Annotated in this window: 20 protein-coding genes; 12 read left to right on the top strand and 8 right to left on the bottom strand. The window is 55.1% G+C overall.

Features of this window, described 5'->3' with window-relative positions; genetic code table 11:
* Window positions 1-42: 42 nt before the first annotated feature.
* Together F3J29_RS12520 and F3J29_RS12515 are read right to left on the bottom strand one after the other, a co-directional pair.
* Window positions 43-1,752, bottom strand: a complete 1,710-nt coding sequence (locus F3J29_RS12520; protein WP_502706558.1) for an ABC transporter substrate-binding protein — start codon at window positions 1,750-1,752, stop codon at window positions 43-45.
* A gap of 326 nt (window positions 1,753-2,078) precedes the next feature.
* Window positions 2,079-2,474, bottom strand: coding sequence for a VOC family protein (locus F3J29_RS12515; protein ID WP_008454438.1), 396 nt, complete (start codon window positions 2,472-2,474; stop codon window positions 2,079-2,081).
* A gap of 141 nt (window positions 2,475-2,615) precedes the next feature.
* Here F3J29_RS12515 and pheP point away from each other — a divergent pair, with 141 nt between their 5' ends.
* The 5 genes from pheP to F3J29_RS12490 all read left to right on the top strand — a co-directional run bounded on the left by pheP (window position 2,616) and on the right by F3J29_RS12490 (window position 7,555).
* Window positions 2,616-4,010 (top strand): phenylalanine transporter, encoded by a 1,395-nt coding sequence (pheP, locus tag F3J29_RS12510; RefSeq protein WP_166866449.1) that lies wholly within the window; start codon window positions 2,616-2,618, stop codon window positions 4,008-4,010.
* A 252-nt stretch (window positions 4,011-4,262) separates the two neighbouring features.
* Window positions 4,263-4,967 (top strand): hypothetical protein, encoded by a 705-nt coding sequence (locus F3J29_RS12505; protein ID WP_166866447.1) that lies wholly within the window; start codon window positions 4,263-4,265, stop codon window positions 4,965-4,967.
* The gene (locus F3J29_RS12500) at window positions 4,960-5,385 is read left to right on the top strand and encodes a hypothetical protein (protein ID WP_166866446.1); all 426 of its coding nucleotides are present in this window, start codon (window positions 4,960-4,962) and stop codon (window positions 5,383-5,385) included. The genes F3J29_RS12505 and F3J29_RS12500 overlap by 8 nt, the downstream gene beginning before the upstream one ends.
* Before the next feature lie 111 nt (window positions 5,386-5,496).
* Window positions 5,497-6,399, top strand: coding sequence for an EamA family transporter (locus tag F3J29_RS12495; protein WP_166866444.1), 903 nt, complete (start codon window positions 5,497-5,499; stop codon window positions 6,397-6,399).
* Window positions 6,400-6,532: 133 nt separating this feature from the next.
* Window positions 6,533-7,555: a sensor domain-containing diguanylate cyclase gene (locus F3J29_RS12490; protein WP_166866689.1), complete on the top strand. Its 1,023-nt coding sequence runs from the start codon at window positions 6,533-6,535 to the stop codon at window positions 7,553-7,555.
* Window positions 7,556-7,571: 16 nt separating this feature from the next.
* Here F3J29_RS12490 and ampH read toward each other — a convergent pair whose 3' ends face one another.
* Window positions 7,572-8,729 carry a D-alanyl-D-alanine-carboxypeptidase/endopeptidase AmpH gene (gene ampH, locus F3J29_RS12485; protein ID WP_166866442.1) on the bottom strand — a complete coding sequence of 386 codons (1,158 nt, stop codon included), beginning with the start codon at window positions 8,727-8,729 and terminating at the stop codon, window positions 7,572-7,574.
* A gap of 412 nt (window positions 8,730-9,141) precedes the next feature.
* Here ampH and lpxP point away from each other — a divergent pair, with 412 nt between their 5' ends.
* Together lpxP and sbmA are read left to right on the top strand one after the other, a co-directional pair.
* Window positions 9,142-10,068 carry a kdo(2)-lipid IV(A) palmitoleoyltransferase gene (gene lpxP, locus F3J29_RS12480; RefSeq protein WP_166866440.1) on the top strand — a complete coding sequence of 309 codons (927 nt, stop codon included), beginning with the start codon at window positions 9,142-9,144 and terminating at the stop codon, window positions 10,066-10,068.
* A 247-nt stretch (window positions 10,069-10,315) separates the two neighbouring features.
* Window positions 10,316-11,533, top strand: coding sequence for a peptide antibiotic transporter SbmA (gene sbmA / locus F3J29_RS12475; RefSeq protein ID WP_166866438.1), 1,218 nt, complete (start codon window positions 10,316-10,318; stop codon window positions 11,531-11,533).
* Window positions 11,534-11,752: 219 nt separating this feature from the next.
* Here sbmA and F3J29_RS12470 read toward each other — a convergent pair whose 3' ends face one another.
* From F3J29_RS12470 to F3J29_RS12460, 3 genes are read right to left on the bottom strand one after another with little or no spacing between them, the layout of a single operon-like run.
* Window positions 11,753-13,288, bottom strand: a complete 1,536-nt coding sequence (locus F3J29_RS12470) for a DHA2 family efflux MFS transporter permease subunit (protein ID WP_166866436.1) — start codon at window positions 13,286-13,288, stop codon at window positions 11,753-11,755.
* Between the two features lie 10 nt (window positions 13,289-13,298).
* Entirely contained in the window at window positions 13,299-14,477 is a 1,179-nt protein-coding gene (locus F3J29_RS12465) for an HlyD family secretion protein (RefSeq protein ID WP_166866434.1), read from the bottom strand.
* 26 nt (window positions 14,478-14,503) lie between these two features.
* Complete coding sequence (locus F3J29_RS12460; protein ID WP_166866432.1) at window positions 14,504-14,959, bottom strand: transcriptional regulator, SarA/Rot family; 456 nt, start codon at window positions 14,957-14,959, stop codon at window positions 14,504-14,506.
* A 135-nt stretch (window positions 14,960-15,094) separates the two neighbouring features.
* On the opposite strand from F3J29_RS12460, the gene F3J29_RS12455 reads away from it, so the two are divergent.
* Window positions 15,095-16,207, top strand: coding sequence for a DUF1615 domain-containing protein (locus tag F3J29_RS12455; protein ID WP_166866688.1), 1,113 nt, complete (start codon window positions 15,095-15,097; stop codon window positions 16,205-16,207).
* A gap of 39 nt (window positions 16,208-16,246) precedes the next feature.
* Here F3J29_RS12455 and F3J29_RS12450 read toward each other — a convergent pair whose 3' ends face one another.
* A complete protein-coding gene (locus tag F3J29_RS12450) occupies window positions 16,247-16,585 on the bottom strand; it encodes a DUF2755 family protein (RefSeq protein WP_166866430.1) in 339 nt (112 codons plus the stop codon).
* Window positions 16,586-16,857: 272 nt separating this feature from the next.
* Here F3J29_RS12450 and F3J29_RS12445 point away from each other — a divergent pair, with 272 nt between their 5' ends.
* Window positions 16,858-17,070: a DUF2754 family protein gene (locus F3J29_RS12445; protein WP_166866427.1), complete on the top strand. Its 213-nt coding sequence runs from the start codon at window positions 16,858-16,860 to the stop codon at window positions 17,068-17,070.
* 3 nt (window positions 17,071-17,073) lie between these two features.
* Here the strand turns inward: F3J29_RS12445 and ddlA are convergent, their stop codons facing one another.
* Complete coding sequence (gene ddlA, locus F3J29_RS12440) at window positions 17,074-18,174, bottom strand: D-alanine--D-alanine ligase (protein WP_166866425.1); 1,101 nt, start codon at window positions 18,172-18,174, stop codon at window positions 17,074-17,076.
* Between the two features lie 232 nt (window positions 18,175-18,406).
* Between ddlA and F3J29_RS12435 the strand changes: the two genes are divergently transcribed.
* From F3J29_RS12435 to phoA, 3 genes are all read left to right on the top strand, one after another.
* On the top strand, window positions 18,407-19,624 hold the full coding sequence (locus F3J29_RS12435) for a multidrug efflux MFS transporter (RefSeq protein ID WP_166866424.1): 1,218 nt from the start codon (window positions 18,407-18,409) through the stop codon (window positions 19,622-19,624).
* A gap of 274 nt (window positions 19,625-19,898) precedes the next feature.
* Window positions 19,899-20,159: an anti-adapter protein IraP gene (gene iraP, locus F3J29_RS12430; protein WP_038475168.1), complete on the top strand. Its 261-nt coding sequence runs from the start codon at window positions 19,899-19,901 to the stop codon at window positions 20,157-20,159.
* 93 nt (window positions 20,160-20,252) lie between these two features.
* Entirely contained in the window at window positions 20,253-21,671 is a 1,419-nt protein-coding gene (gene phoA / locus F3J29_RS12425; protein WP_039290692.1) for an alkaline phosphatase, read from the top strand.
* Window positions 21,672-21,686 lie beyond the last annotated feature (15 nt).

Below are 21,686 nucleotides of genomic sequence, written 5' to 3'. Positions count from 1 at the left end.
TGCCGCCGCCCCGGTGAAAGGGCGACGGCAAGGGTGACTGCGTTACTTAACGATTTTCACATCCGGCAGGCTGCCGGTCAGGCCGTTGTAGATGTCTGGCTTAAAGCCGGTGACGCGGGCGCTGCTGGCGGACAGGATTTTGCGGTTGCCGAGCAGAATCACCGGGGGATCTGCCGCCAATACTTTGTACAGCTCGTGGTAGATAGCTTTACGCTTCTCTTCGTCGAGCGTGGCGTTGCCTTCGTTAATCAGCTTGTCCACCTGCGGATTGTTATAGCCGGACTCTTTGGCTTCGGTGCTGTAGTAATCCCACACGCCGTCGTGCGGATCGTTCAGCGTGCTGGTGCTAAAGGAGGCCAGGTCGTAGTTGCCCGCTTTACGCTGCGCCATCAGAGCATTGAAGTCGACAACCTGCGGCTTCAGCAGCACGCCGATCTGCTGCCAGTTCTCTTTGGCGATAGGGATTAGCGCATCGTTCAACACTTTTTTGCTGACCAGCAGCGTCAGCTCCAGGCGCTTGCCGTCCTTCACGCGGATGCCGTCCGGGCCAGGCTTCCAGCCTGCTTCATCCAGCAGTTTTTTCGCCTGCGCCTGATCGAATTTATACGGGTTCACGCCCTCCGGGTTATAAGCCCAGGAGATCGGCGAGATCGGCTCGTTGGCGACCGTGCCGTAGCCCTGGTAGACCACGTCGATCAGTTTCTGGCGATCCAGACCGTAGATCAGCGCCTGGCGAACTTTTACGTCCTGCAGCGCCGGGCGGCGAACGTTGAACTCAACCTTGCTGTAGTCGCTGGAGCCGTACAGGTTGATATTGGCGAAGCCCAGTAGTTTTAGCTGCTCAACATCGTCCGGGCGGGAAGTAAAGGCGTCGTAATCCGTCTCGCCGGTCTGGAACAGCTGGAAGTTGGTAGATGGGTTAGTGACGCGATAGATAAAGCGCGGCGTTGGCGGCGTACCGCGATAGAAATGGGTGTTGGCATGGAAGCGAATTTCCTGCCCGGGAATGTATTTTTCATACACATACGGGCCGTTGCCCAGCGGTTTGCCGTGCAGGGTACGCAGGTAATCCAGATTGCCGCGCTGGTAGCCTTTGCCGTAGTAGGCCTTCGACAGCACCGGGCCGCCGATTTTGCCCAGCGTGGTCGCACCCGGCTGGGTGGTGGTGACCTGCAGCGTGAGCGGGTCAATCACCTTCAGGCCGCTGACGCTGTCGGCTTTCCCGGCTTTGTATTCGGCCCCACCCGCGATGTTGGCCAGCGTAATGTCGGTATCGCCGTCATATTTCGGGTCATACAGCACGGTGAGCGTGAACGCGACGTCTTCGGCGGTCAGCGGGGAACCGTCGCTAAAGGTCAGGCCAGGGCGCAGTTTGATGGTATAGACTTTGCCATCCGGGCTGACCGTCCAGCTTTCGGCGAGGCCAGGGACCAGATTACCGTGGCTGTCCCAGTCGATCAGGCGCGAGAAAATGACGTTGGTGACGTTTTCATCCCAGCCGTTAACGAAGAAGTAAGGGTTGAAGATGCCCTGAGGTTCGGAAATCCCGGCGACCACGGTGTCTTTGCGCAGCTTGGCCGTGGCCGGGATTTGGCTGGCGTCGGTGGCGGGCGTGATGCCCTCTTTTAAGAGGTCATCGGCCGCCGCCGCGCCGGAGAAAACCACCACGCTGCTAATCAGGGCTGCCTGTAAGGCCAGGCGAAAGCGCGTGGGTTTTGTTTGTAATGCGTCAAGTAACCTGGCCAATAGCATTCCCTCAAGATTTTTTGCTGTAAAATTTACAAATCATGACGAAAGATAAAAGCCCGGATCTTGCCTGTCTAATAACGAAACGCTATGCCTTATACTCGTCACTCTTCAAGCTACACCTGCGTTGGCTGTACCTGTTATTCGGCTTATCCATGAGCCTCACCGTAAAGGGCCGCTGCGAGCAGCGTTCAAATCCGTTCCCGACGGATTTGTCACCCCAGTCACATAGTTTAGCTATGCTCCTGGGGATGACTGGCCTTGCCGCCTTGTTGTAGCTTGAATTATTTAGAGTATTTAACTTTTTACTTCCGTAGCCCCCACAAAGCGTATTAGTTGTGCTGGAGCAAGTCCCAGCGGTTGCCGTAGAGATCCTCAAAGACCGCAACCGTGCCGTATTCTTCTTCTCGTGGAACTTCGCAGAAATGCACGCCGTTGGCCGTCATCATGGCGTGATCGCGCCAAAAATCATCGGTATGAAGGAAAAGGAAAACCCTGCCGCCGCACTGATCGCCAATAGAGGCCTGCTGGCGCTCGTTGGTCGCTTTGGCCAGCAGCAGGTGACAATCACTTTCCGGGTTTGGCGTGACCACAACCCAGCGTTTCCCCTCTTGAGGCGTGTCCTCCACGAGCGTGAAGCCCAGTTTTTGGGTGTAGTATTCAATCGCCTTGTCGTAATCATCCACGACGATAGCCACGCAGCCCAGCGCCCGTTTTTGCGTTTTCAATACCTGCTCCTTTCCTCCGGTGATAAACGGGGGCGAGCATAACATTCACCGGGGATTATTTCCGAAGTGTAACCATTCCTTGCCACTCTTAGCTTCAGGTGTTAAAAGGTGCCCCTTTGACAAATCACAAAGGAGCAGGGCGTGAAAAACACGTCAGTCGCCTCTGAGCCACAGGGCCAGGGTGCGGGGCCGGAGGATGGCCATCAATTACAGCGCGGCTTGCAGAATCGCCACATTCAGCTGATTGCGCTGGGCGGTGCGATAGGCACCGGACTCTTTCTCGGCATTGGCCCGGCGATACAAATGGCGGGTCCCGCCGTCCTGCTGGGCTACGGCGTGGCGGGGATCATCGCGTTTCTGATCATGCGCCAGCTCGGTGAAATGGTGGTTGAAGAGCCGGTTTCCGGCTCGTTTTCGCATTTTGCCTATAAATACTGGGGGCCGTTTGCCGGCTTCCTGTCCGGCTGGAACTACTGGGTGATGTTCGTGCTGGTCGGCATGGCAGAGCTGACCGCCGGTGGCATTTACATGCAGTACTGGTTCCCGGACGTGCCGACCTGGACCTGGGTGGCGCTGTTCTTCGTGGTGATTAATGCCGCGAACCTGGTGAATGTGCGCCTCTACGGCGAAATGGAGTTCTGGTTTGCGTTGATTAAGGTGCTGGCGATTGTCGGCATGATTGGCTTCGGCATCTGGCTGCTGGCTTCCGGGCACGGCGGCGAGCGCGCGGGCGTCAGCAACCTCTGGCAGCACGGCGGCTTCCTCGCTACGGGCTGGCACGGGCTGATTTTGTCCCTCGCGGTGATCATGTTCTCGTTCGGCGGGCTGGAGCTTATCGGCATTACGGCGGCCGAGGCGCGTTCGCCACAAACTACCATTCCGAAGGCGGTAAACCAGGTGGTGTATCGCATTCTGCTGTTTTATATCGGCTCGCTGGTGGTGCTGCTTTCGCTCTACCCGTGGCTGGAGATCAAGTCCAACAGCAGTCCGTTTGTGATGATTTTCCACGAGCTGAACAGCAATGTGGTTGCCTCGGCGCTCAACTTCGTGATTCTGGTCGCTTCGCTGTCGGTTTATAACAGCGGCGTGTATTCCAACAGCCGCATGCTGTTCGGCCTCTCCGTGCAGCGCAATGCGCCAAAATTCCTCGCGAAAGTCAGCCGCGGTGGCGTGCCGGTGAATTCACTGCTGCTGTCTGGCGCGATCACTTCGCTGGTTGTTGTCCTCAACTATGTGCTGCCGCATGACGCCTTTGGCCTGCTGATGGCGCTGGTGGTGGCGACGCTGCTGCTGAACTGGATTATGATTTCGCTGGCGCATATCAAGTTCCGCCGCGCGATGCGCAGCCAGGGGCATGAAACCCGCTTCAAGGCGCTGCTCTATCCGTTCGGTAACTACCTGTGCATCGCCTTTATGATGATGGTGCTGGGGCTGATGTGTACCATCGACGGGATGCGCCTGTCTGCCATGCTGCTGCCGGCCTGGATCGTCTGCCTGTTTATTGCCTTTAAGCTGCTGCGCCGTAAAACCCACTAAAGTCCCCCCAAATAACGCCAGCTGCTTTTAATCGGGTTGGCGTTATTTATAATTAAAAATTAATTAAGTTCTTATTTTATATTCGCCAATGGCAATTTACCTCCTGGTTTGAGAGATTATATATAATCGAGAGGGATTTGTTTTATGAGTTATCATATTTAATGATGTGATGTCTGGGTAATATAATCCTGATGAATAAAATAGGTGACTGCATAGATTAAATCTCATCCATTGAACAAGGAGTGTGAAGCGATGAGCAAGCGGAGCGATATAAAGGGCAGTGATTCAGCACATATAGCTACCTATGGACTGATTTATACCGAAGTCCTGGGGTGGATCGATTTAGGCCATGCGCAGGGGACCGATATACGAAATTTGTTGCGGGATATTGACTCGGGGGAAAGGCAGGGGAAAGAATATTACGATGTGAGCTACTCACAGTCTATGTCTGAACAGGTAAGTAACATAAAGATGGGCAAGTTTATTAAATGGCGGATTAAACGTGGCCGTACCCTGCTTGAGCGCAGAAGTATTGCACTGGCAATGATGATGTCGTTGACGCGTAAGTTCGAAGGGCTGCAGGCGTCATTCCCCGTTAGCCTGGTGACGGACAGTGGATTCAGCGGCGAGGATCTGGTGTCAAATTTGCTGGGGTTCTATCGGGTTGTTTCTATCCCAAAACCTTTTGCTATGTTAGGTGTAGTCAGCCGAGAAAAGGCGCTTAAACGCTGGGATCATTACGGCAAAATAGGCAGCTGGAAAAACGAGTCATTCCGGCCGCTGCTGTTTCCCGACCCCGATATCTTCCCCAACGGCAGGCCCTATAAAGGCAACTTGCCAAATTTTATGCAAACCGTCAGGCCGTGGAGCGATTTCCGCTCAGGCATTGTCAGGATTGCCAGCGCCGATGGCTCATATATCGATAAAGCCAAGGGAGGGACGTTGCCTTATGCGTAACGCTTTAAAAGTGCTTATCGCGGTCGCTGTGGTGATTACCGCCGGGCTGGTCTGGTCCTGGCCCTATATAGAGATGAGCTTTGAGGGTAGCGCCCATTACACCGAACAGGACAAGCGGGAATATAAATTTTATACCCCCGATATTCTGCGAGAAATGCCGCGTATTTCACCCCGCTACGACTTTAATTATGTGAATATTACCGGGCCTGCCGCATTTATCCATGTAGTCAGCTTTTATGATATTGCTGACTCCAGCAAAGTTGATCTTTATCTGGAGGGAAAAGGATATACAAAACAGGATGATTGTTTTATCGATGGAACGTGCTGGAAAGGAAGCGATCCTGAGGAGACGATTACGGTTGCACACCACGAGAAAAAAAATTTCATTCAGGTAAGTGTCATTTATAATCTACGATAGCCGCTGATTATGCTGTGCCAGACGTTGCCGATAGCAACGTCTGGCAACTAATCCTCCCTGATTTACGCTATCATGCTGCCCTAAAGAAACGGGTGTTAAAAGGGCAGGGGAATGAGCGTTAGTCGGAAAGGGATGCTGTATGTGTTGTTCGCGGCGGTGCTGTGGGGAAGCTCCGGGGTTTGTGCGCAGTACATCATGGAGCAAAGCCATATTTCCTCGGCGTCGCTGACCATGCTACGGCTGCTGTTCTCCGGCCTGATTCTGCTGATGCTGTCGTTTATGCACGGGGACAAAATCTTCGCCGTGTTTAAACAGCGTGACGACCTGATTTCCCTGCTGATTTTTACCCTCTGCGGCGCGTTGACGGTGCAGCTGACGTTCCTGCTGACCATCGAACAGTCCAACGCCGCGACAGCAACCGTGCTGCAATTCCTTTCGCCGACCATTATCGTGGCCTGGTTCGCCTTTGTGCGGAAAAAGCGTTCCGGCAAACTGGTTTATGCCGCGATTGGGACTTCGCTCATCGGGACGTTTGTGCTGGTGACCCACGGTAACCCGGCGTCGATTACCATTTCCGGCAGCGCATTGTTCTGGGGGATTGCTTCCGCGTTTGCCGCAGCGTTCTACACGACCTGGCCCTCGAAGCTGATTGCGCGCTACGGTACCTTACCCGTGGTGGGCTGGAGTATGCTGCTGGGCGGCGCGGCGCTGCTACCGTTTTACGCCAGCCAAATCGGCAGTTTCACCGTGACCGGCGGCACGCTGCTGGCCTTCTTCTATCTGGTGATAGTCGGCACGGCGATCACCTTCAGCCTCTACCTGACCGGCGCACAAATGATTGGTGGGCCAAAGGCCAGCATTCTTAGCTGCGCGGAGCCGTTGAGCAGCGCCTTGCTCTCGGTGCTGCTGCTGGGCATTAGCTTTACGCTGCCGGACTGGCTGGGGTCGCTGCTGATTATCTCTTCGGTGGTACTTATCTCTCTGGATTCCCGGGGCAAGCTGCATTCACACTAAGTCGCTACATTTTGCAAGGTTTAATTACCGGCGGAAATATCATATTTTGAGGGGTAGAAGTTGCCGTTGTGATACGGTAAAAAGTGCGCTTCCCGGCGCAAGTCTGCACCTCCGATAAAGGTATTTCAGTGTGATGATTGATAATCTGATTGAGCGAATCTCTTCCGCTTTAGACGCCGAATACACCCTGGAAGGTTTGGTCAGACAGCTGCTGGAAATGCTGGAGCTGGTGACTAACATGGAATCCACCTACCTGACCCGCATTGATGCGGAGGGCAGCCAGCAGCAAATTGTTTTCTCCCGCAATACCAGGGCGATGAATATTCCCGAAGGGCTTTCCGTGCCCTGGGAAGACACGCTGTGTAAACGCGCGTTAGACGAAGGCCGCCGTTATACCTGCGATGTTGCCAGCGTTTGGGGTGACTCTGAAGCGGCAAAGGCGCTGGGGATTGTGACCTACGTCAGCACGCCCGTGACCCTTGCCGACGGTTCGCTCTACGGCACGCTCTGCGCCGCCAGCTCTGAACAGCGCGAGCTGACCGATCATAGCGAACAGGTCTTGCAGCTGTTTTCTCAGCTGATTGCACAGCAGATTCAAAATGAGCAGCTATTGAAAAAGCTTCAGCAGGCCAACGTCGCGCTGACGACCGCCAGCTACACTGATGAATTAACCGGGTTGCCTAACCGCCGCGCGGTTTTCGATCAGCTGCCTCGCTTGTTCTCGCGCGCTAAAGATGATGCCCGCTACGTGCTGGTAGCCTTTGCCGATCTGGATGGATTTAAACAGATAAACGATCTGCACGGGCATGAAACCGGGGACGACTTCCTTTGCGCCATAGGTAAGCGGCTGAAAGAGGGCGTCAGGGGCGATGAAGTCTTAGGGCGACTGGGGGGCGATGAGTTTATCGTCGCCGGCGCGGGGCCGAGTGAATACAGCGAAGCCCTTCGAGCGACGGGGGCTTTTCGTGCCAGACTGACAGAGCTGCTGAGCGGCGAGTATCAGCTAAAATCCTGCGTGATTGATTATGCGGGGCCCAGCATCGGTGCCATTGCCGTTAATCCGGCTACTATCACGCCGGACGATGCGATACGCGAGGCGGACACGCTTATGTATGTGGATAAAAAGCGCCGTAAAAATGGCGCGGCGGTAAGCTAAACGCCGCGCGCAATCCTCAGGATGCTGGTGTTTCTACGGCCGTATTGCCGCTGAGTTCAGTCACCAGATCGTTCACGCCGTCGCTCATGTTGACGAAGCGCGTCAGCGATGAGCGTGTGACTACCACAAAAACGCCCACGTTATTCTGCGGCACCATCGCCATATAGGTAATGAAGCCGCCGCCGCCGCCGGTTTTCTGAATAATGCCCGGGCGGCCCTCTTTCGGTGACATCCAGACCCAGCCCATGCCCAGCGCGTCAGCTTTTCCCGGCACGTCCATGCCAATCACTTTGTGCAGCTGACTGCGCTGATAAATCAGCGTTTGCATTCTGTCTGCCTGGCTGCCGCGATGGTGGAAGTCGGAAGAGAGGAACTGCTGCATCCAGCGCATCATGTCGCCGGGCGTAGAATAGACGCCGCCGCTGCCCACTGCCGCCAGCGTATTATCGCAAGGGCTGGCGCCTTTTTCGGCGATCATCAGTCGCTTGCACTGGTCTGGCGAAGGGGTAAAGGTGGTGTCTTTCATCCCCAGCGGGCGGGCAATTTGTTCATCGAACAGGTCGGCATACGGCCTGCCGGTTGCGCGGGACAGGGCATCGGCCAGCAGATCAAACGCCAGATTTGAATAAGCGGCCACGGTGCCAGGAGCCGCTTTCAGCGTGGCCTGCGAGAGCCAGTTCCAGCGCTGATCCCGCGTCGGCCAGGTGAACACCGTGCGGTGTGCTGCGCCGCCGGGCTGTTCGCGCGGCAGGGAACTGGTGTGAGTGGCCAGGTTAATCAGCGTAATCGGTTGGCCGTTAAAGGTCGGAACCCGGGCGCCGGGAGGCGCATATTTGCTGAGCGGATCGTTGAGCTGGACTTTGCCCTGGTCGAGCATTTTTACCAGCATTTCGCTGGTCATCAGCTTCGTCAGTGAGGCGATGCGGATCACCGAATCCAGCTGCGGGCGAACGTTATTGCCCGGTCGGGTATCGCCGAAGCTGCGAAACACCCGCTGGTTACCGTCAATCACCACGATAGCCATGCCGGTCGCCCCGCTGCCGTAATAAATATGGTTGGCATAGCGATCGACAACGTCAGCGGCAAATTCAGGTGCCGGAGACGGCTGCGCAAAACTGAGCGCCGGCAGCAGCGCCGCGGCCAGCAAAAGAAGACGAGGAAGACGAGTTTTCAACGCAAAAATCCAGTTAGAAAAATAAGGCGGTATTGCAGGTATTTATACTACTCTGCGCCCTTATGCAAAGCGTCAATTCAGCCTTTACGGCCTGAAAAGCGTAACCGTGCGTTACATCACCAGATGACGCACAAAAGTTTGTCAGTTGCGGCTTAATAAAGCATTTTTTGCCCGTTTGTAGATTCCGGCTGGCGCGGTTGCCCGGCGGTTACAAAGAAAGATCTTAAATAATATTAGAGACAGATGATTTCGCTACGCTGCTTAAGCAAAAAGTGCGTATTATCCTGCCCGTTATTAACGGCCTGAGTGCAACTATTGCTGAACTCCGGAATCTTAGTAACGGCTTAAGGCGTACCGCGATCGATTCAATTCTTTATGCGATACATCATCTCATCGCATTAAAGAAGTGAATATGTCTACTAACCTGCTGTTTAATAAGTGTCTCCTGCATCCCCGCTATTGGCTGACCTGGTTTGGACTGGGTGTGCTTTGGCTATGGGTGCAGCTTCCCTACCCGATATTGATGAAAATGGGCGACCTGATTGGTCGTTTCTCCATGCGTTTTCTGAAGCGTCGGGTGACCATTGCCCGCCAGAATCTACGTCTCTGCTTCCCTCACTACACTGAGGCGCAGGTCGAGATGATCGTGCAGAAAAATTTTGGCTCTCTCGGCATGGGGTTGATTGAAACCGGTATGGCCTGGTTCTGGTCTGACGATCGGGTACGTAAATGGTTTGACGTCCGCGGCCTGGAGCACATCAATACCGCCTGCGATAATGGCAAAGGTGTGATGGTTATCGGCGTGCATTTTATGTCGCTGGAGCTGGGCGGGCGCGTGATGGGGTTATGTCGCCCAATGATGGCGATGTATCGGCCACACAACAATAAGGTTATGGAATACGTGCAAACCCGTGGGCGCTCGCGTTCCAACAAAGCGATGCTCGACAGGCGCAACCTGAAGGGGATGGTGAAAGCGTTGAAATCCGGTGAGGCGGTGTGGTTCGCCCCGGATCAGGACTATGGCCCAAAAGGCAGTTCCTTCGCGCCTTTCTTCGCGGTTCAGCAGGCGGCAACAACCAACGGCACCTTTACCATTGCCCGCCTGGCAAAGCCTGCCATTCTGACCACGGTTTTGATCCGCAAACCCTGCGGGACGGGCTACCAGCTGGTCATCGAGCCGGAGTTTTGTGATTATCCTGGCGAAGATGAGCAGGCTGCCGCAGCCTATATGAACCGTAAGATTGAGCACGAAATTATGCGCGCGCCGGAGCAATATCTGTGGCTGCACCGCCGTTTTAAAACCCGGCCTTTCGGTCACGCCGGGCTCTACACGGTTTAATCTTCAGGCAGGTGTACTACGTTTTTGAAGTGCGTTGGCAGGCCTGAACCCGGCCTTGTGGTGGCGGGGAAGGGGCACAACGGTCTCCTGGCCCCCGCATAAAAACGGCCGAGGCCATTGTCAAAGGCTGGCGCCAGTTTATGTAAGCCTCTCTCACTCCTTGATACAACATTCCGCAAGCATTATCGTAGAACGTTCGCTATAACCAGCAGATATAACAACAAAAAGTCGTCCCAGGAGTGTTGTCATGTTCAAATCTTTCTTCCCGTCGCCGAAGCTGTTTTTTCTTTCGGCGGCAATATGGGGACTACTCGCAGTCATATTTTGGCAGGCCGGCGGCGGCCTGTGGTTGGAAAACCTTGCGGGTGCCAGCCAGCAAATACCGATCAGTGCGGCACGTTTCTGGACGTTAAAAGCATTTGTTTTTTATGCTTTTTATGCTGTCAGTGTGGGCCTTTTTGCCGGTGTATGGGCACTGGTGAGTCCGCATCCGTGGCAGCGCTGGTCAATTCTCGGCTCTTCGCTTATCGTCTTTGTGACCTGGTTTATGGTCGAACTGGGCGTGGCGATCAACGCCTGGTATGCGCCGTTCTTTGACCTTATCCAAACCGCGTTAGCCTCCCCGAATAAAGTCCCGCTGCAGCGTTTTTATAGCGAAACCGGCGTGTTCCTTGGCATCGCGCTGATTTATGTCACCGTTGGGGTGCTGAACAGCTTCTTTATCAGCCACTATGTGTTCCGCTGGCGCACGGCGATGAACGACTACTATATGGAGCACTGGCAGAAGCTGCGCCATATCGAAGGGGCGGCCCAGCGTGTGCAGGAAGACACCATGCGCTTTGCCTCGACGCTTGAAGACATGGGCGTGAGCCTGCTGCAGTCGGTGATGACGCTGATTGCTTTCCTGCCGATTCTTGTCGCGCTGTCTCCACACGTTAAAGAATTGCCGATTGTCGGAGCGGTGCCTTATGGCCTGGTGATTGCGGCAATTATCTGGTCGCTGATGGGAACGGGTCTGCTGGCCGCGGTGGGGATAAAGCTGCCGGGGCTGCAGTTTAATAACCAGAAGGTTGAGGCTGCCTACCGTAAAGAGCTGGTTTACGGGGAAGATGACGGCAATCGTGCTACGCCACCAACAGTTAAAGCGCTGTTTGGCGATGTGCGGCATAACTATTTCCGCCTCTACTTCCACTACACCTATTTTAATATTGTGCGCATTCTTTATCTGCAGATAGACAACGTGTTTGGTCTTTTCCTGCTGTTCCCTTCCATAGCCGCAGGTGCCATTACCCTGGGGCTGATGCAGCAGATCACCAACGCCTTTGGTCAGGTGCGTGGCTCCTTCCAGTACCTGATCAGTTCCTGGACCACGCTGGTTGAATTGATGTCGATCTACAAACGTCTGCGTAGCTTCGAGCGAACGCTGCAGGATGTGCCGGTGCCGGGTACCGAAGAAGCCGTCTGAGGCTAAAAGAAAAGGGATGGCGCAATGCCATCCCTTTCAGACGGGTGATAAACACTGTGGACAGAAGAAATACCGGACAGCTTGTTAAAAAATCAGGAAAATCAATTCATTGATTTTCGGCTGATAATCACGAAGAGGGAAAAACCACGCTTTTTCCCTCTTCGTCAGAAACCGCAAAGGGATGGCGCAATGCCATCCCTTTTTACTGGTTCTTTCTGATCAATGCCCTGCGGAAGGGGCACCCGGTGCACCGGCCCGCACAAACGGCGGACGGGCAAACCAAATCACGACAATCAGCGCCATAAAGCCCCAGCCCAGTAGCCAGAAGTAGTCGATGGTCGACATCATATAGGCCTGCTGCTCGATGGTTTTATCCACCGCGGCCAGGTGCTGCTGCGTGGCACCGCCCATCTTGTGCAGATAATCCACCGCCGACGGATTCCAGACCGATACGCTCTCCGTCAGGTTGGCGTGGTGATAAACCTCGCGGCGCGACCAAATCCAGGTGGTCAGGGAGGAAGCAAACGACCCGCCAAGCACGCGGAAGAAGGTTGCCAGGCCGGAGCCTTCCGCGACCTCAACGCCGTGCAGGTTCGACAGCACGATGGTGGTGATCGGCATGAAGAAGAACGCCACGCCAATGCCCATAAACAGCTGTACCTCGGCAATGGTGCGGAAATCCACGTTGGTATTAAACTGCGCGCGCAGCAGGCATGAAGCGCCCATGGTCACGAACGACAGCGTGGCCAGCAGGCGCATATCAACCTTATTGGCGTAGCGCCCGACAATCGGCGTCAGCAACAGCGGCAGCACGCCCATCGGGGCGGCGGCCAGCCCGGCCCAGATTGCGGTGTAGCCCATCTGGGTTTGCAGCCACTGCGGCAGGATAATGTTGATGGCGAAGAACGCCGCGTAGCCCAGCGTCAGCGACAGCGTGCCGATGGCGAAGTTGCGGTCGGCGAACAGCCGCAGGTTGACTATCGGGTGGCGCTCGCCCAGTTCCCAAATAACAAACGACACCAGCGAAACCGCCGAGATAACCGACATGGTGATGATCTCCGGCGAGGCGAACCAGTCGAGATCGTTCCCCTTATCCAGCACCACCTGAAGCAACCCTACGCCCAGCACCAGCAGCGCAATACCGATGTAGTCGATAGGGGCGATGGTGGTCGTTTCTTCTCGCTCGCGCAGCTGCGTCCAGACCACGATGGCGGCAAAGATCCCAATCGGCACGTTGATGTAGAAGATCCACGGCCAGGAATAGTTATCGGTGATCCAGCCGCCGGTGATTGGCCCGACAATCGGCGCGACAACCGTCACCATCGACAGCAGCGCCAGCGCCATACTTCGCTTGCTGGACGGGAAGATAATCAGCAGCAGCGTCTGGCACATCGGGAACATTGGCCCAGCGAAAAAACCCTGCAGCGCGCGGAAGATAATCAGCTCGGTCATGCTGTGGGCAAAGCCGCACAGGAACGAAGTGAGGGTGAACAGCGCCACCGAGCCGACGAACAGTTTGAGCTGCCCGAACCGGCGGGTAAACCAGCCGGTCAGCGGCAGGGCAATGGCGTTACACACCGCGAACGAGGTGATAACCCAGGTCCCCTGATCGGCGCTGACGCCGAGGTTACCGGCAATCGTCGGCAGCGCCACGTTAGCGATGGTGGAGTCCAGCACCTGCATAAACGTCGCCAGCGACAGCGCGATAGTCGCCAGCAGCAGGCTGGGAGGCGTAAACGCCGCCTTATCTTGCATAACGTCTCTCTTAGCGGTTGGCTGACGCTACCGGCTGGCTGTTGTCATGAAGGATTTTCGTGACCAGTTTGTCGGCTTCGTCCAGCGCGTTCTGGTAAACGTCGGTGGTGAAGCGCGGCGCGGCGACGGTTTTTTGCGGCAGCAGGTGGCCGTCTGCATTGCGAATATCTACGCGAGCGAACATTGACAGGCCTACCCGCAGCGGGTGCTTTTGCATGTCGTGCGGATCAAGCGTGATGCGCACCGGCAGGCGCTGAACGATTTTGATCCAGTTCCCGCTGGCGTTCTGGGCCGGTAACAGCGAGAAGGCGCTGCCGGTGCCGATACCGAGGCTCTCAATGGTGCCGTGATACTCCACGTCGTCCCCGTAGAGATCGGCGGTGAGCGTCACTTTCTGCCCCAGGCGCATAGCCTGCATCTGGCTCTCTTTGAAGTTGGCGTCGACCCAGACCTGATCCAGCGGCACGATCGCCAGCAGGGTGGTGCCGGAATCAACCCGCATTCCCAGCTGAACAGCGCGTTTAGCCACAAAGCCGCTCACCGGCGCCACGATGGTACTGCGTGCGTTATCGAGGAAGCGCTGGCGCAGCGTGGCTACGGCGCTTTTAATTTCCGGATGACTGTCGATAACGGTGTCATCCACCATCGCTAAATTAGTGCGCAATGCCTGCTGGGCGGCGGTGAGATCGCTCTGCGCGCTGGTGACGGCATCGCGATAGTGGGCCAAATCTTCAGCGGCGATGGCGCCGGTGGCAAAAATCTTCTGGCGACGAGCGTAGTCGCTTTGCGCGGTTTGCAGCGCAACCTGCTTCGCGGCCACCTGAGCCCGGTAGTTATCCGCAGTGCTGTAAAGCCCACGTACCTGGCGCACGGTATTTGCCAGGTTGGCTTCTGCCTGCTGGAGCGCGATTTCGGTGTCGCTCGGGTCGAGCTGCACCAGCGGCTGTCCTTTTTCGACGTAGTCCCCTTCATCGACGCTGACCTGCGTCACCGTGCCGCCGATTTGCGGCGTCAGCGTGACCTGATTGCCGTTGACGTAGGCGTCATCGGTGGTTTCGTAATAGCGCGCGTAAAGCATGTACCATGCCACGCAGCCTGCGCCGATCAGCAGCAGGATAATGAGAAAAATGGCGAAGTTACGCTTGCGCTTGCTCGGCGCGCGTTCAACCTGCTCGGTAGAGGTTTGCATTTTGTATGTGGCCTTAATCAGAAAGCTTAGAGGTGGCGCTCGGTGATCTCATCCGGCAGCATTTTGATCAGCAGTTCATTGAGCTGCTTTGATTCTTCAGGCGTCAGGCGCTCGGTAAGGGTGCCGATGATCGACGCCAGCGCGTCGTTCTGGAAAGCTTCGCATAGCTCTTGCCCTTTCTCGGTCAGCGCCAGAATAACCTGGCGTTTATCTTCGGGATTCACGTTACGCACGATCAGACCTCGCTTCACCATTCGTTCAAGCATGCGGCTCATGGCGCCGGTATCCATCACCAGATTTTTGCTGACTTCTACCGGGCTGTTAAAGCCCTTAAAGATGCTTATCAAGACCTTAAATTGCGCACCGGTGATGCCCATCGGCGAAAAGTACTGGGTGATGAGCTGGTCTTTGAACTGGTTCGACAGGTGAATCAGCAGGCCAAGGTGCAGTTTGGAAGAGGGATTACCCGTAGTGTTACTCATGATATTTGCCTGGTCAGTAGTTGCAAATGAAATTACTGACCAGGCATATAGTTGTCAATCGGTGATTTCCAGTAGCGCACAAACTGAAAAACAGGCAGGGTGGTGCGGTTGATGATGAAAGGGAGTGAAATTAACATGGTGGGTTCTTTCTTTCCGGCCCGGCGGCTTGCCGTGCCGGGGCTGCTGTCACTGCTTGTGCTGGCCGGCTGTACAACCAAAACTACAACGCCGGGCACCAAAACAACGGCGGCAAAACCGGTGGATATCGAAACCCTGGCCCAGCGCAAAATCCCTGACGGGGTGAAGGACCGGGCGGGGCTGGCAAAAGATCTGCTGACGACCCTGAAAAGCCAGAACCTCGAGCAGAGCGAAGAGAATATCTGTTCGGTGCTGGCGGTGGCGCTGCAGGAGTCTAATTTGCAGGCCGATCCGGCTGTGCCGGGGTTAAATAAAATTGCCTGGAAAGAGATCGATCGCCGTGCGGAGAAAATGCACATTCCGCCGCTGCTGGTGCACACCGCGCTGCGCATTAATTCCCCCAACGGCAAAAGCTATAGCGAGCGGCTGGATAACGTCAAAACCGAAGGGCAGCTCAGCGCTATTTTCGATGATTTCCTGACGATGGTGCCGATGGGACAAAAGCTGTTCGGCAGCTTTAACCCGGTACGCACCGGCGGCACGATGCAGGTCAGCGTGGCCTTTGCCGAGAAACATACCGATGGCTACCCGTGGAAAATAGAAGGGACGGTGCGCCAGGAAGTTTTCACCCGCCGCGGTGGGCTTTGGTTCGGGACTTACCATTTGCTGAATTACCCGGCTAACTATACGAAACCGCTTTATCGCTTCGCCGACTACAACGCGGGCTGGTACGCCAGCCGCAATGCGGCATTCCAGAGTGCCGTGAGTAAGGCGACGGGCGTGAAGCTGGCGCTGGACGGGGATCTGATCCTTTACACCAGCGACAAACCGAGCAGCACCGAACTGGCGGTGCGTAAGCTGTCGAAACAGCTGGATATGAGCGACAGCGAAATCCGCCGGGCGCTGCAAAAAGGCGACAGCATTGGGTTTGAAAAAACCAGTCTTTACAAGCAGGTCTTTGCGATAGCGGAGAAAAAGGCGGGGCAGCCGCTGGCCAGAGAAATCCTGCCGGGGATCGTGCTTGAAAGCCCTAAAATCACCCGTAATTTGACCACGGCATGGTTTGCAAAACGCGTGGACGACAGGCGGGCAAGCTGCATGCAGCGCTAGCCAGACTGGGCGGAAGCGGCAAAGCTTCCGCCATCTTCATCAGTAATACCAGGCAGAGTGGCGGCGATGTCTCAGGCGTATCGTCAGGGCGACCATGCCGATGGCGGCAGCGCCAAGCAGGAAGGGAATCAGCCCGAATACGGTGCTGACAGCCAGGCCCATCTCAATGCGCGGGCGGCTGGCATCGTTGCCTTGCGCCAGGTATTCCAGCAGGCCGGGGGCCTGCACAATAAGATTCAGCATTTGGGTGGCCACCCAGAAGCAAAAGAGAACGAACAGCGCATAGGCAATGTTGCCCGGCACCGATCTTTCTGATTTTGCTGTCATTATGACCCGAGTAGCCGGAATAACGGCTTTCGACAATGAAATATCAGGCATCACGACCTCCCGTAAAAGCGCAATCTGAACCGAATGTGTGGCATCTCATAGCGCGAATTCTGGCAGGTGATAAGCATTGTCAATATCAGATTGCTGGTAATTTGAAGGCCAGAATCCTCCTGGATTTGCATTTTTTGCTCGAGTTCACATTTTAGTAACTTAAGGTAAATCTCGTTAACATTATGCTGACGGAGTGCGCAGCAACCGCGCGTTTCTCTGCCGCCGATGTGCGACAATGCCTGCAGGCTTATTTTTGAATGCGTGAGGCGGCTATGTTAACCCTGAAAATGCGTCGGGACTGGCACTACTATGCGGTGGCGATTGGGCTGATTTTTATTCTGAATGGCGTGGTCGGTCTGCTGGGGCTGGAAACGAAGGGCTGGCAAAATTATGCGGTGGGGCTGGTGACCTGGGCGATCGGTTTCTGGCTTGCGGGCTTTATTATCCGCCGCCCCCGGGAAGAGTCGGACACGGCGGAGCCTTAAGCATTAAGACGTGATTGAGCTTTTCAGCGCGCAGTCCTGCTGGTGACGCTCAAGGGCAAGCTCGATCAGGCGGGTAATCAACTCCTGGTAGCTGATACCGCTGGCCTGCCACAGCTTGGGATACATGCTGATATTGGTAAAGCCGGGCAGCGTGTTGATCTCATTGATGATCACGTCGTTATTTTCCGTCAGGAACACGTCGACGCGGGCCATACCGCTGCACTCCAGCGCCTGATAGGCGCGAACCGCGATTTTACGGATTTTATCGTTAACGTCGGCATCGAGCGCCGCCGGGACGACAACCTGCGCCGCCTGCTCGTCAATATACTTGGTGTCGTACGAATAAAACTCGCTGTTTACCACGATTTCGCCGCAGGTGCTGGCCTGCGGGTAATCATTCCCCAGCACGGCGCACTCGATTTCACGGCCTTTGATGCCGGTTTCAACCACCACTTTATGGTCAAACTCAAAGGCTAACGCCACCGCCGCATGATATTGCTCTTCGGTGCTGGCTTTGCTGACGCCGACGGAGGAGCCCTGGTTGGCTGGCTTCACAAACAGCGGCAGACCCAGCTGTTTTTCGACCTCGGCGAAGCTGATTTTGGCGCGGTTAGCGCGGGTTAGCGTAATAAACGGCGCGACGTTCAGACCCGCGTCGCGCAGCAGGCGCTTGGCGACGTCTTTATCCATGCTGACCGCTGAACCCAGTACGCCGGAGCCGACAAACGGCAGATTGGCGACGCGGAGCATACCCTGCAGGGAACCGTCTTCGCCCAGCGTGCCGTGCACAATCGGGAAAATCACGTCAATTTGGGAAAGCTGTTCTGCGGTGCTGGTTTCAATCAGCTGGTGTTCGGTCTGGCCGGGGACCAGCGCCACGTTTTTCTCTGACCGGTTCAGGGCGATAAGCGCCGGGTTATTGGCGTTCAGCAGGTAGCTGGACGCATCGTTGATATGCCACTGGCCCTGCTTATCAATCCCCAGCAGCACAACATCAAACTTCGACTTATCAATGGCGTCGACGATATTTTTTGCCGACTGCAGCGACACCTCGTGTTCTGCCGATTTTCCACCAAACACGATACCAACCCGCAGTTTTGCCATGCCTTTAATCCACCCATAAACTTTACGAAAGGGGACAACATAGCACGCTCATTCCGGGGATTCATGTGGTTCCTGCAACAACCTGTCCGGTCGGGCAGGATATGTGCTTTAGTAAGCAATCATGTCTGGATCGTAATGACAGCGCCGGGGCGCTGACGGCAATATTCATTAGTGTGATAAGCTTTCCAGAAATCGTTCTATTCTGGTTGCATCCCCTTTGAAAAAGCGCGCTATGGAGTCCTGGAAGGTCAATCTCATTTCGGTCTGGTTCGGCTGTTTTTTTACCGGCCTTGCGATCAGCCAAATTTTGCCTTTTCTTCCGCTCTACGTTGAGCAGCTTGGCGTCACTTCCCACGAAGCCCTTTCCCTTTGGTCCGGCCTGACGTTCAGCGTCACGTTTTTGGTTTCGGCCATTGTTTCGCCGATGTGGGGCAGCCTGGCCGACCGCAAAGGGCGCAAGCTGATGTTGCTTCGCGCCTCGTTTGGTATGGCGGTGGCGATTCTTCTGCAGGCCTTTGCCACCAACGTCTGGCAGCTTTTTTTGCTCCGGGCGGTGATGGGGTTGACGTCGGGTTATATCCCTAATGCTATGGCGCTGGTTGCCTCTCAGGTGCCGCGCGAGCGCAGCGGCTGGGCGATTAGCACGCTGTCTACCGGGCAAATCAGCGGCGTGATCGTGGGTCCGCTGCTCGGCGGCTTTATGGCGGATCATCTTGGGCTAAGGCCGGTTTTCTTTGCCACCGCCGGGCTGCTGATGGTCAGCTTTTTGGTGACGCTGTTGCTGATTAAAGAAGGTGCTCGCCCAAAAATCAGCAAAGATGAGCGCCTGACCGGGAAAGAGGTGTTCGCCACGCTGCCGTATCCGTGGCTGATCCTCAGTCTGTTTATCACCACGCTGGTGATCCAGCTCTGCAACGGTTCGATCGGGCCAATTCTGGCGCTGTTTATCAAACAGCTGGCGCCGGACAGTAACAATATTGCGTTTATGAGCGGATTTATTGCCGCCTTGCCGGGCATTTCCGCGCTCTTTGCCGCGCCTAAACTGGGCAAACTGGGCGACCGGATTGGCACCGAACGTATTTTGATGGCAACGCTGTGCTGCGCCGTGGTGTTATTCCTGGCGATGTCCTTTGTCACCTCGCCGGTGCAGCTCGGCATTTTGCGCTTTTTGTTAGGTTTTGCCGACGGGGCGATGTTACCTGCGGTACAAACGTTATTACTCAAATACTGCAGCGACCAGGTCACCGGGCGCATCTTCGGTTATAACCAGTCGTTTATGTATTTGGGGAATGTCGCCGGGCCTTTAATGGGGGCCGGGGTATCCGCAATGGCTGGTTTTCGTTACGTTTTTGCGGCAACCGCCGTGGTTGTGCTGCTCAATGTCTGGCAACTGGCGCTGGCTTTAAAGCGCAAAAATGCCCGTCAGGCGCAGGTCAACAAAAGCACTTAAGCTGCCGGTCAGTTTCACTGCGTGGAATATTATTGAGCGAAATATGAAGATTGATTTCGACTTATTATTCGTTTCGTCGCCGCGGTCGATGTAGAGAATAATATTCCATTATTCTTTTTTTGTGGTGCAAAAAATTCGCTGCCGGGATTATTATCAGACGGAATCATTTTAATATTGCAGCTATTTGCTGTGACGCACATATTTAACCTGAGATATTGCTCTTAGGTGGATCTGAGTGTTAACGTCATGTCTTAACCCCGCAGGGACTGAGAAAATGAAAAATCTTATTGCTGAGTTATTGGTTAAGCTCGCCGAAAAGGAAGAAGAATCGAAAGAGCTGGTTGCTCAGGTTGAAGCGCTGGAAATAGTGGTCACAGCCTTATTGAGACGCCTTGAACAGGGAGAACGTTCGGCACTGGTTGCCAGCATTGAAGGGGCGTTAGATGATGCCTCCCCAAAGACGGCAGTGCCGGTCCAGGATACCGAATTACTCCGTCAATATTTAAAAAAGCTCCTTATCCATCCCCGTAGTTGAATCAAATTTCACTGTCATATTAGTGTCATAAGTCATTTTTATACTCGCTCTGTTTTTATTTATATTCAGTAGTTACTACATGGAGAAAATAAAGTGAAACAGAGCGTAATTATCGCCAGCCTGCTGCCTTTGCTGCTTGTCAGCGCCCCATCAAAATCACAAGAAACATCCTCTTCCCCTCTGGAAAATCGCGCCGCTCAGGGAGATTTAACTCAGCCGGGTGGTGCTCGCCGTATTACAGGCGATCAAACTGAAGCGATCCGTGCCTCGCTCAACAATAAAACAGCGAAGAACATTATTCTGCTGATTGGCGACGGTATGGGCGATTCGGAAATTACCGCCGCCAGAAACTATGCCGAAGGGGCTGGTGGTTTCTTTAAAGGAATTGATGCCTTACCGCTGACCGGGCAATACACTCACTATTCTTTAGACAAGAAAACGAAAAAGCCGGATTACGTCACCGATTCTGCTGCTTCCGCCACGGCGTGGAGCACCGGCGTGAAAACCTATAACGGTGCGCTGGGCGTGGACGTTGACGGGAAAGATCACGTCACCATCCTCGAACTGGCGAAGGCGGCCGGTAAGGCGACGGGCAACGTATCCACGGCGGAAATTCAGGATGCCACGCCGGCGGCGCTGGTTTCCCACGTGACGGGGCGTAAATGCTATGGCCCGAGCGCGACCAGCGAGAAATGTGCCACTAATGCGCTGGAAAATGGGGGCAAAGGCTCCATTACCGAACAACTGTTGAATACCCGCGCCGACGTGACGCTTGGCGGTGGGGCAAAAACCTTTAGCGAAACGGCAAAAGCCGGTGAATGGAACGGGAAAACGCTGCGCGAGCAGGCCGATGCCCGTGGCTATCAGTGGGTGGATAACGCTGCCGGTCTTGCGGCGGTGACAGAAGCTAACCAGCAAAAACCGCTGATCGGTATGTTCGCCGACGGCAATATGCCTGTGCGTTGGGAAGGGCCGAAGGCAACTTACCACGGGAATATCGATCAGCCAGCCGTGACCTGTACGCCAAATCCGAAGCGCGACAGCAGCGTACCGACCCTGGCGCAGATGACCGAAAAAGCTATCGACCTGCTGAAAGGCAACGAAAAAGGCTTCTTCCTGCAGGTTGAGGGGGCGTCTATTGATAAACAGGATCACGCCGCTAACCCATGCGGGCAGATAGGTGAGACGGTCGACCTCGATGAAGCCGTGCAAAAAGCGCTGGAATTCGCGCGTAAAGACGGCAATACCCTGGTTATCGTCACCGCAGACCACGCTCATTCCAGCCAGATTGTGGCGCCGGACACTAAAGCGCCTGGCCTGACTCAGGCGCTTAACACCAAAGACGGCGCGGTAATGGTCATCAGCTACGGCAACTCCGAGGGGGAATCTCAGGAGCATACCGGCACCCAGCTACGCGTGGCGGCCTATGGGCCACATGCAGCCAATGTGGTGGGGCTGACCGACCAGACCGATCTGTTCTACACCATGAAATCGGCTATGGCGCTGGAGTAAAAGTGAGCTTGCGTA

The organism is Enterobacter sp. Cy-643, from assembly GCF_011752815.1.
Classification (GTDB): domain Bacteria; phylum Pseudomonadota; class Gammaproteobacteria; order Enterobacterales; family Enterobacteriaceae; genus Cedecea.
The sequence above is the reverse complement of the archived record's forward strand: the minus strand, read 5'-3'. Positions and strand labels throughout refer to the sequence as shown.

Coding starts and splice junctions, on each gene's coding strand:
- F3J29_RS12455 (WP_166866688.1), top strand. CDS start 15,095: ATGGTGGGTTCTTTCTTTCCGGCCCGGCGGCTTGCCGTGCCGGGGCTG.
- F3J29_RS12490 (WP_166866689.1), top strand. CDS start 6,533: ATGATTGATAATCTGATTGAGCGAATCTCTTCCGCTTTAGACGCCGAA.
- F3J29_RS12435 (WP_166866424.1), top strand. CDS start 18,407: ATGGAGTCCTGGAAGGTCAATCTCATTTCGGTCTGGTTCGGCTGTTTT.
- ddlA (WP_166866425.1), bottom strand. CDS start 18,174: ATGGCAAAACTGCGGGTTGGTATCGTGTTTGGTGGAAAATCGGCAGAA.
- F3J29_RS12495 (WP_166866444.1), top strand. CDS start 5,497: ATGAGCGTTAGTCGGAAAGGGATGCTGTATGTGTTGTTCGCGGCGGTG.
- iraP (WP_038475168.1), top strand. CDS start 19,899: ATGAAAAATCTTATTGCTGAGTTATTGGTTAAGCTCGCCGAAAAGGAA.
- F3J29_RS12465 (WP_166866434.1), bottom strand. CDS start 14,477: ATGCAAACCTCTACCGAGCAGGTTGAACGCGCGCCGAGCAAGCGCAAG.
- F3J29_RS12505 (WP_166866447.1), top strand. CDS start 4,263: ATGAGCAAGCGGAGCGATATAAAGGGCAGTGATTCAGCACATATAGCT.
- F3J29_RS12445 (WP_166866427.1), top strand. CDS start 16,858: ATGTTAACCCTGAAAATGCGTCGGGACTGGCACTACTATGCGGTGGCG.
- F3J29_RS12460 (WP_166866432.1), bottom strand. CDS start 14,959: ATGAGTAACACTACGGGTAATCCCTCTTCCAAACTGCACCTTGGCCTG.
- F3J29_RS12520 (WP_502706558.1), bottom strand. CDS start 1,752: ATGCTATTGGCCAGGTTACTTGACGCATTACAAACAAAACCCACGCGC.
- F3J29_RS12450 (WP_166866430.1), bottom strand. CDS start 16,585: ATGCCTGATATTTCATTGTCGAAAGCCGTTATTCCGGCTACTCGGGTC.
- sbmA (WP_166866438.1), top strand. CDS start 10,316: ATGTTCAAATCTTTCTTCCCGTCGCCGAAGCTGTTTTTTCTTTCGGCG.
- F3J29_RS12500 (WP_166866446.1), top strand. CDS start 4,960: ATGCGTAACGCTTTAAAAGTGCTTATCGCGGTCGCTGTGGTGATTACC.
- F3J29_RS12470 (WP_166866436.1), bottom strand. CDS start 13,288: ATGCAAGATAAGGCGGCGTTTACGCCTCCCAGCCTGCTGCTGGCGACT.
- lpxP (WP_166866440.1), top strand. CDS start 9,142: ATGTCTACTAACCTGCTGTTTAATAAGTGTCTCCTGCATCCCCGCTAT.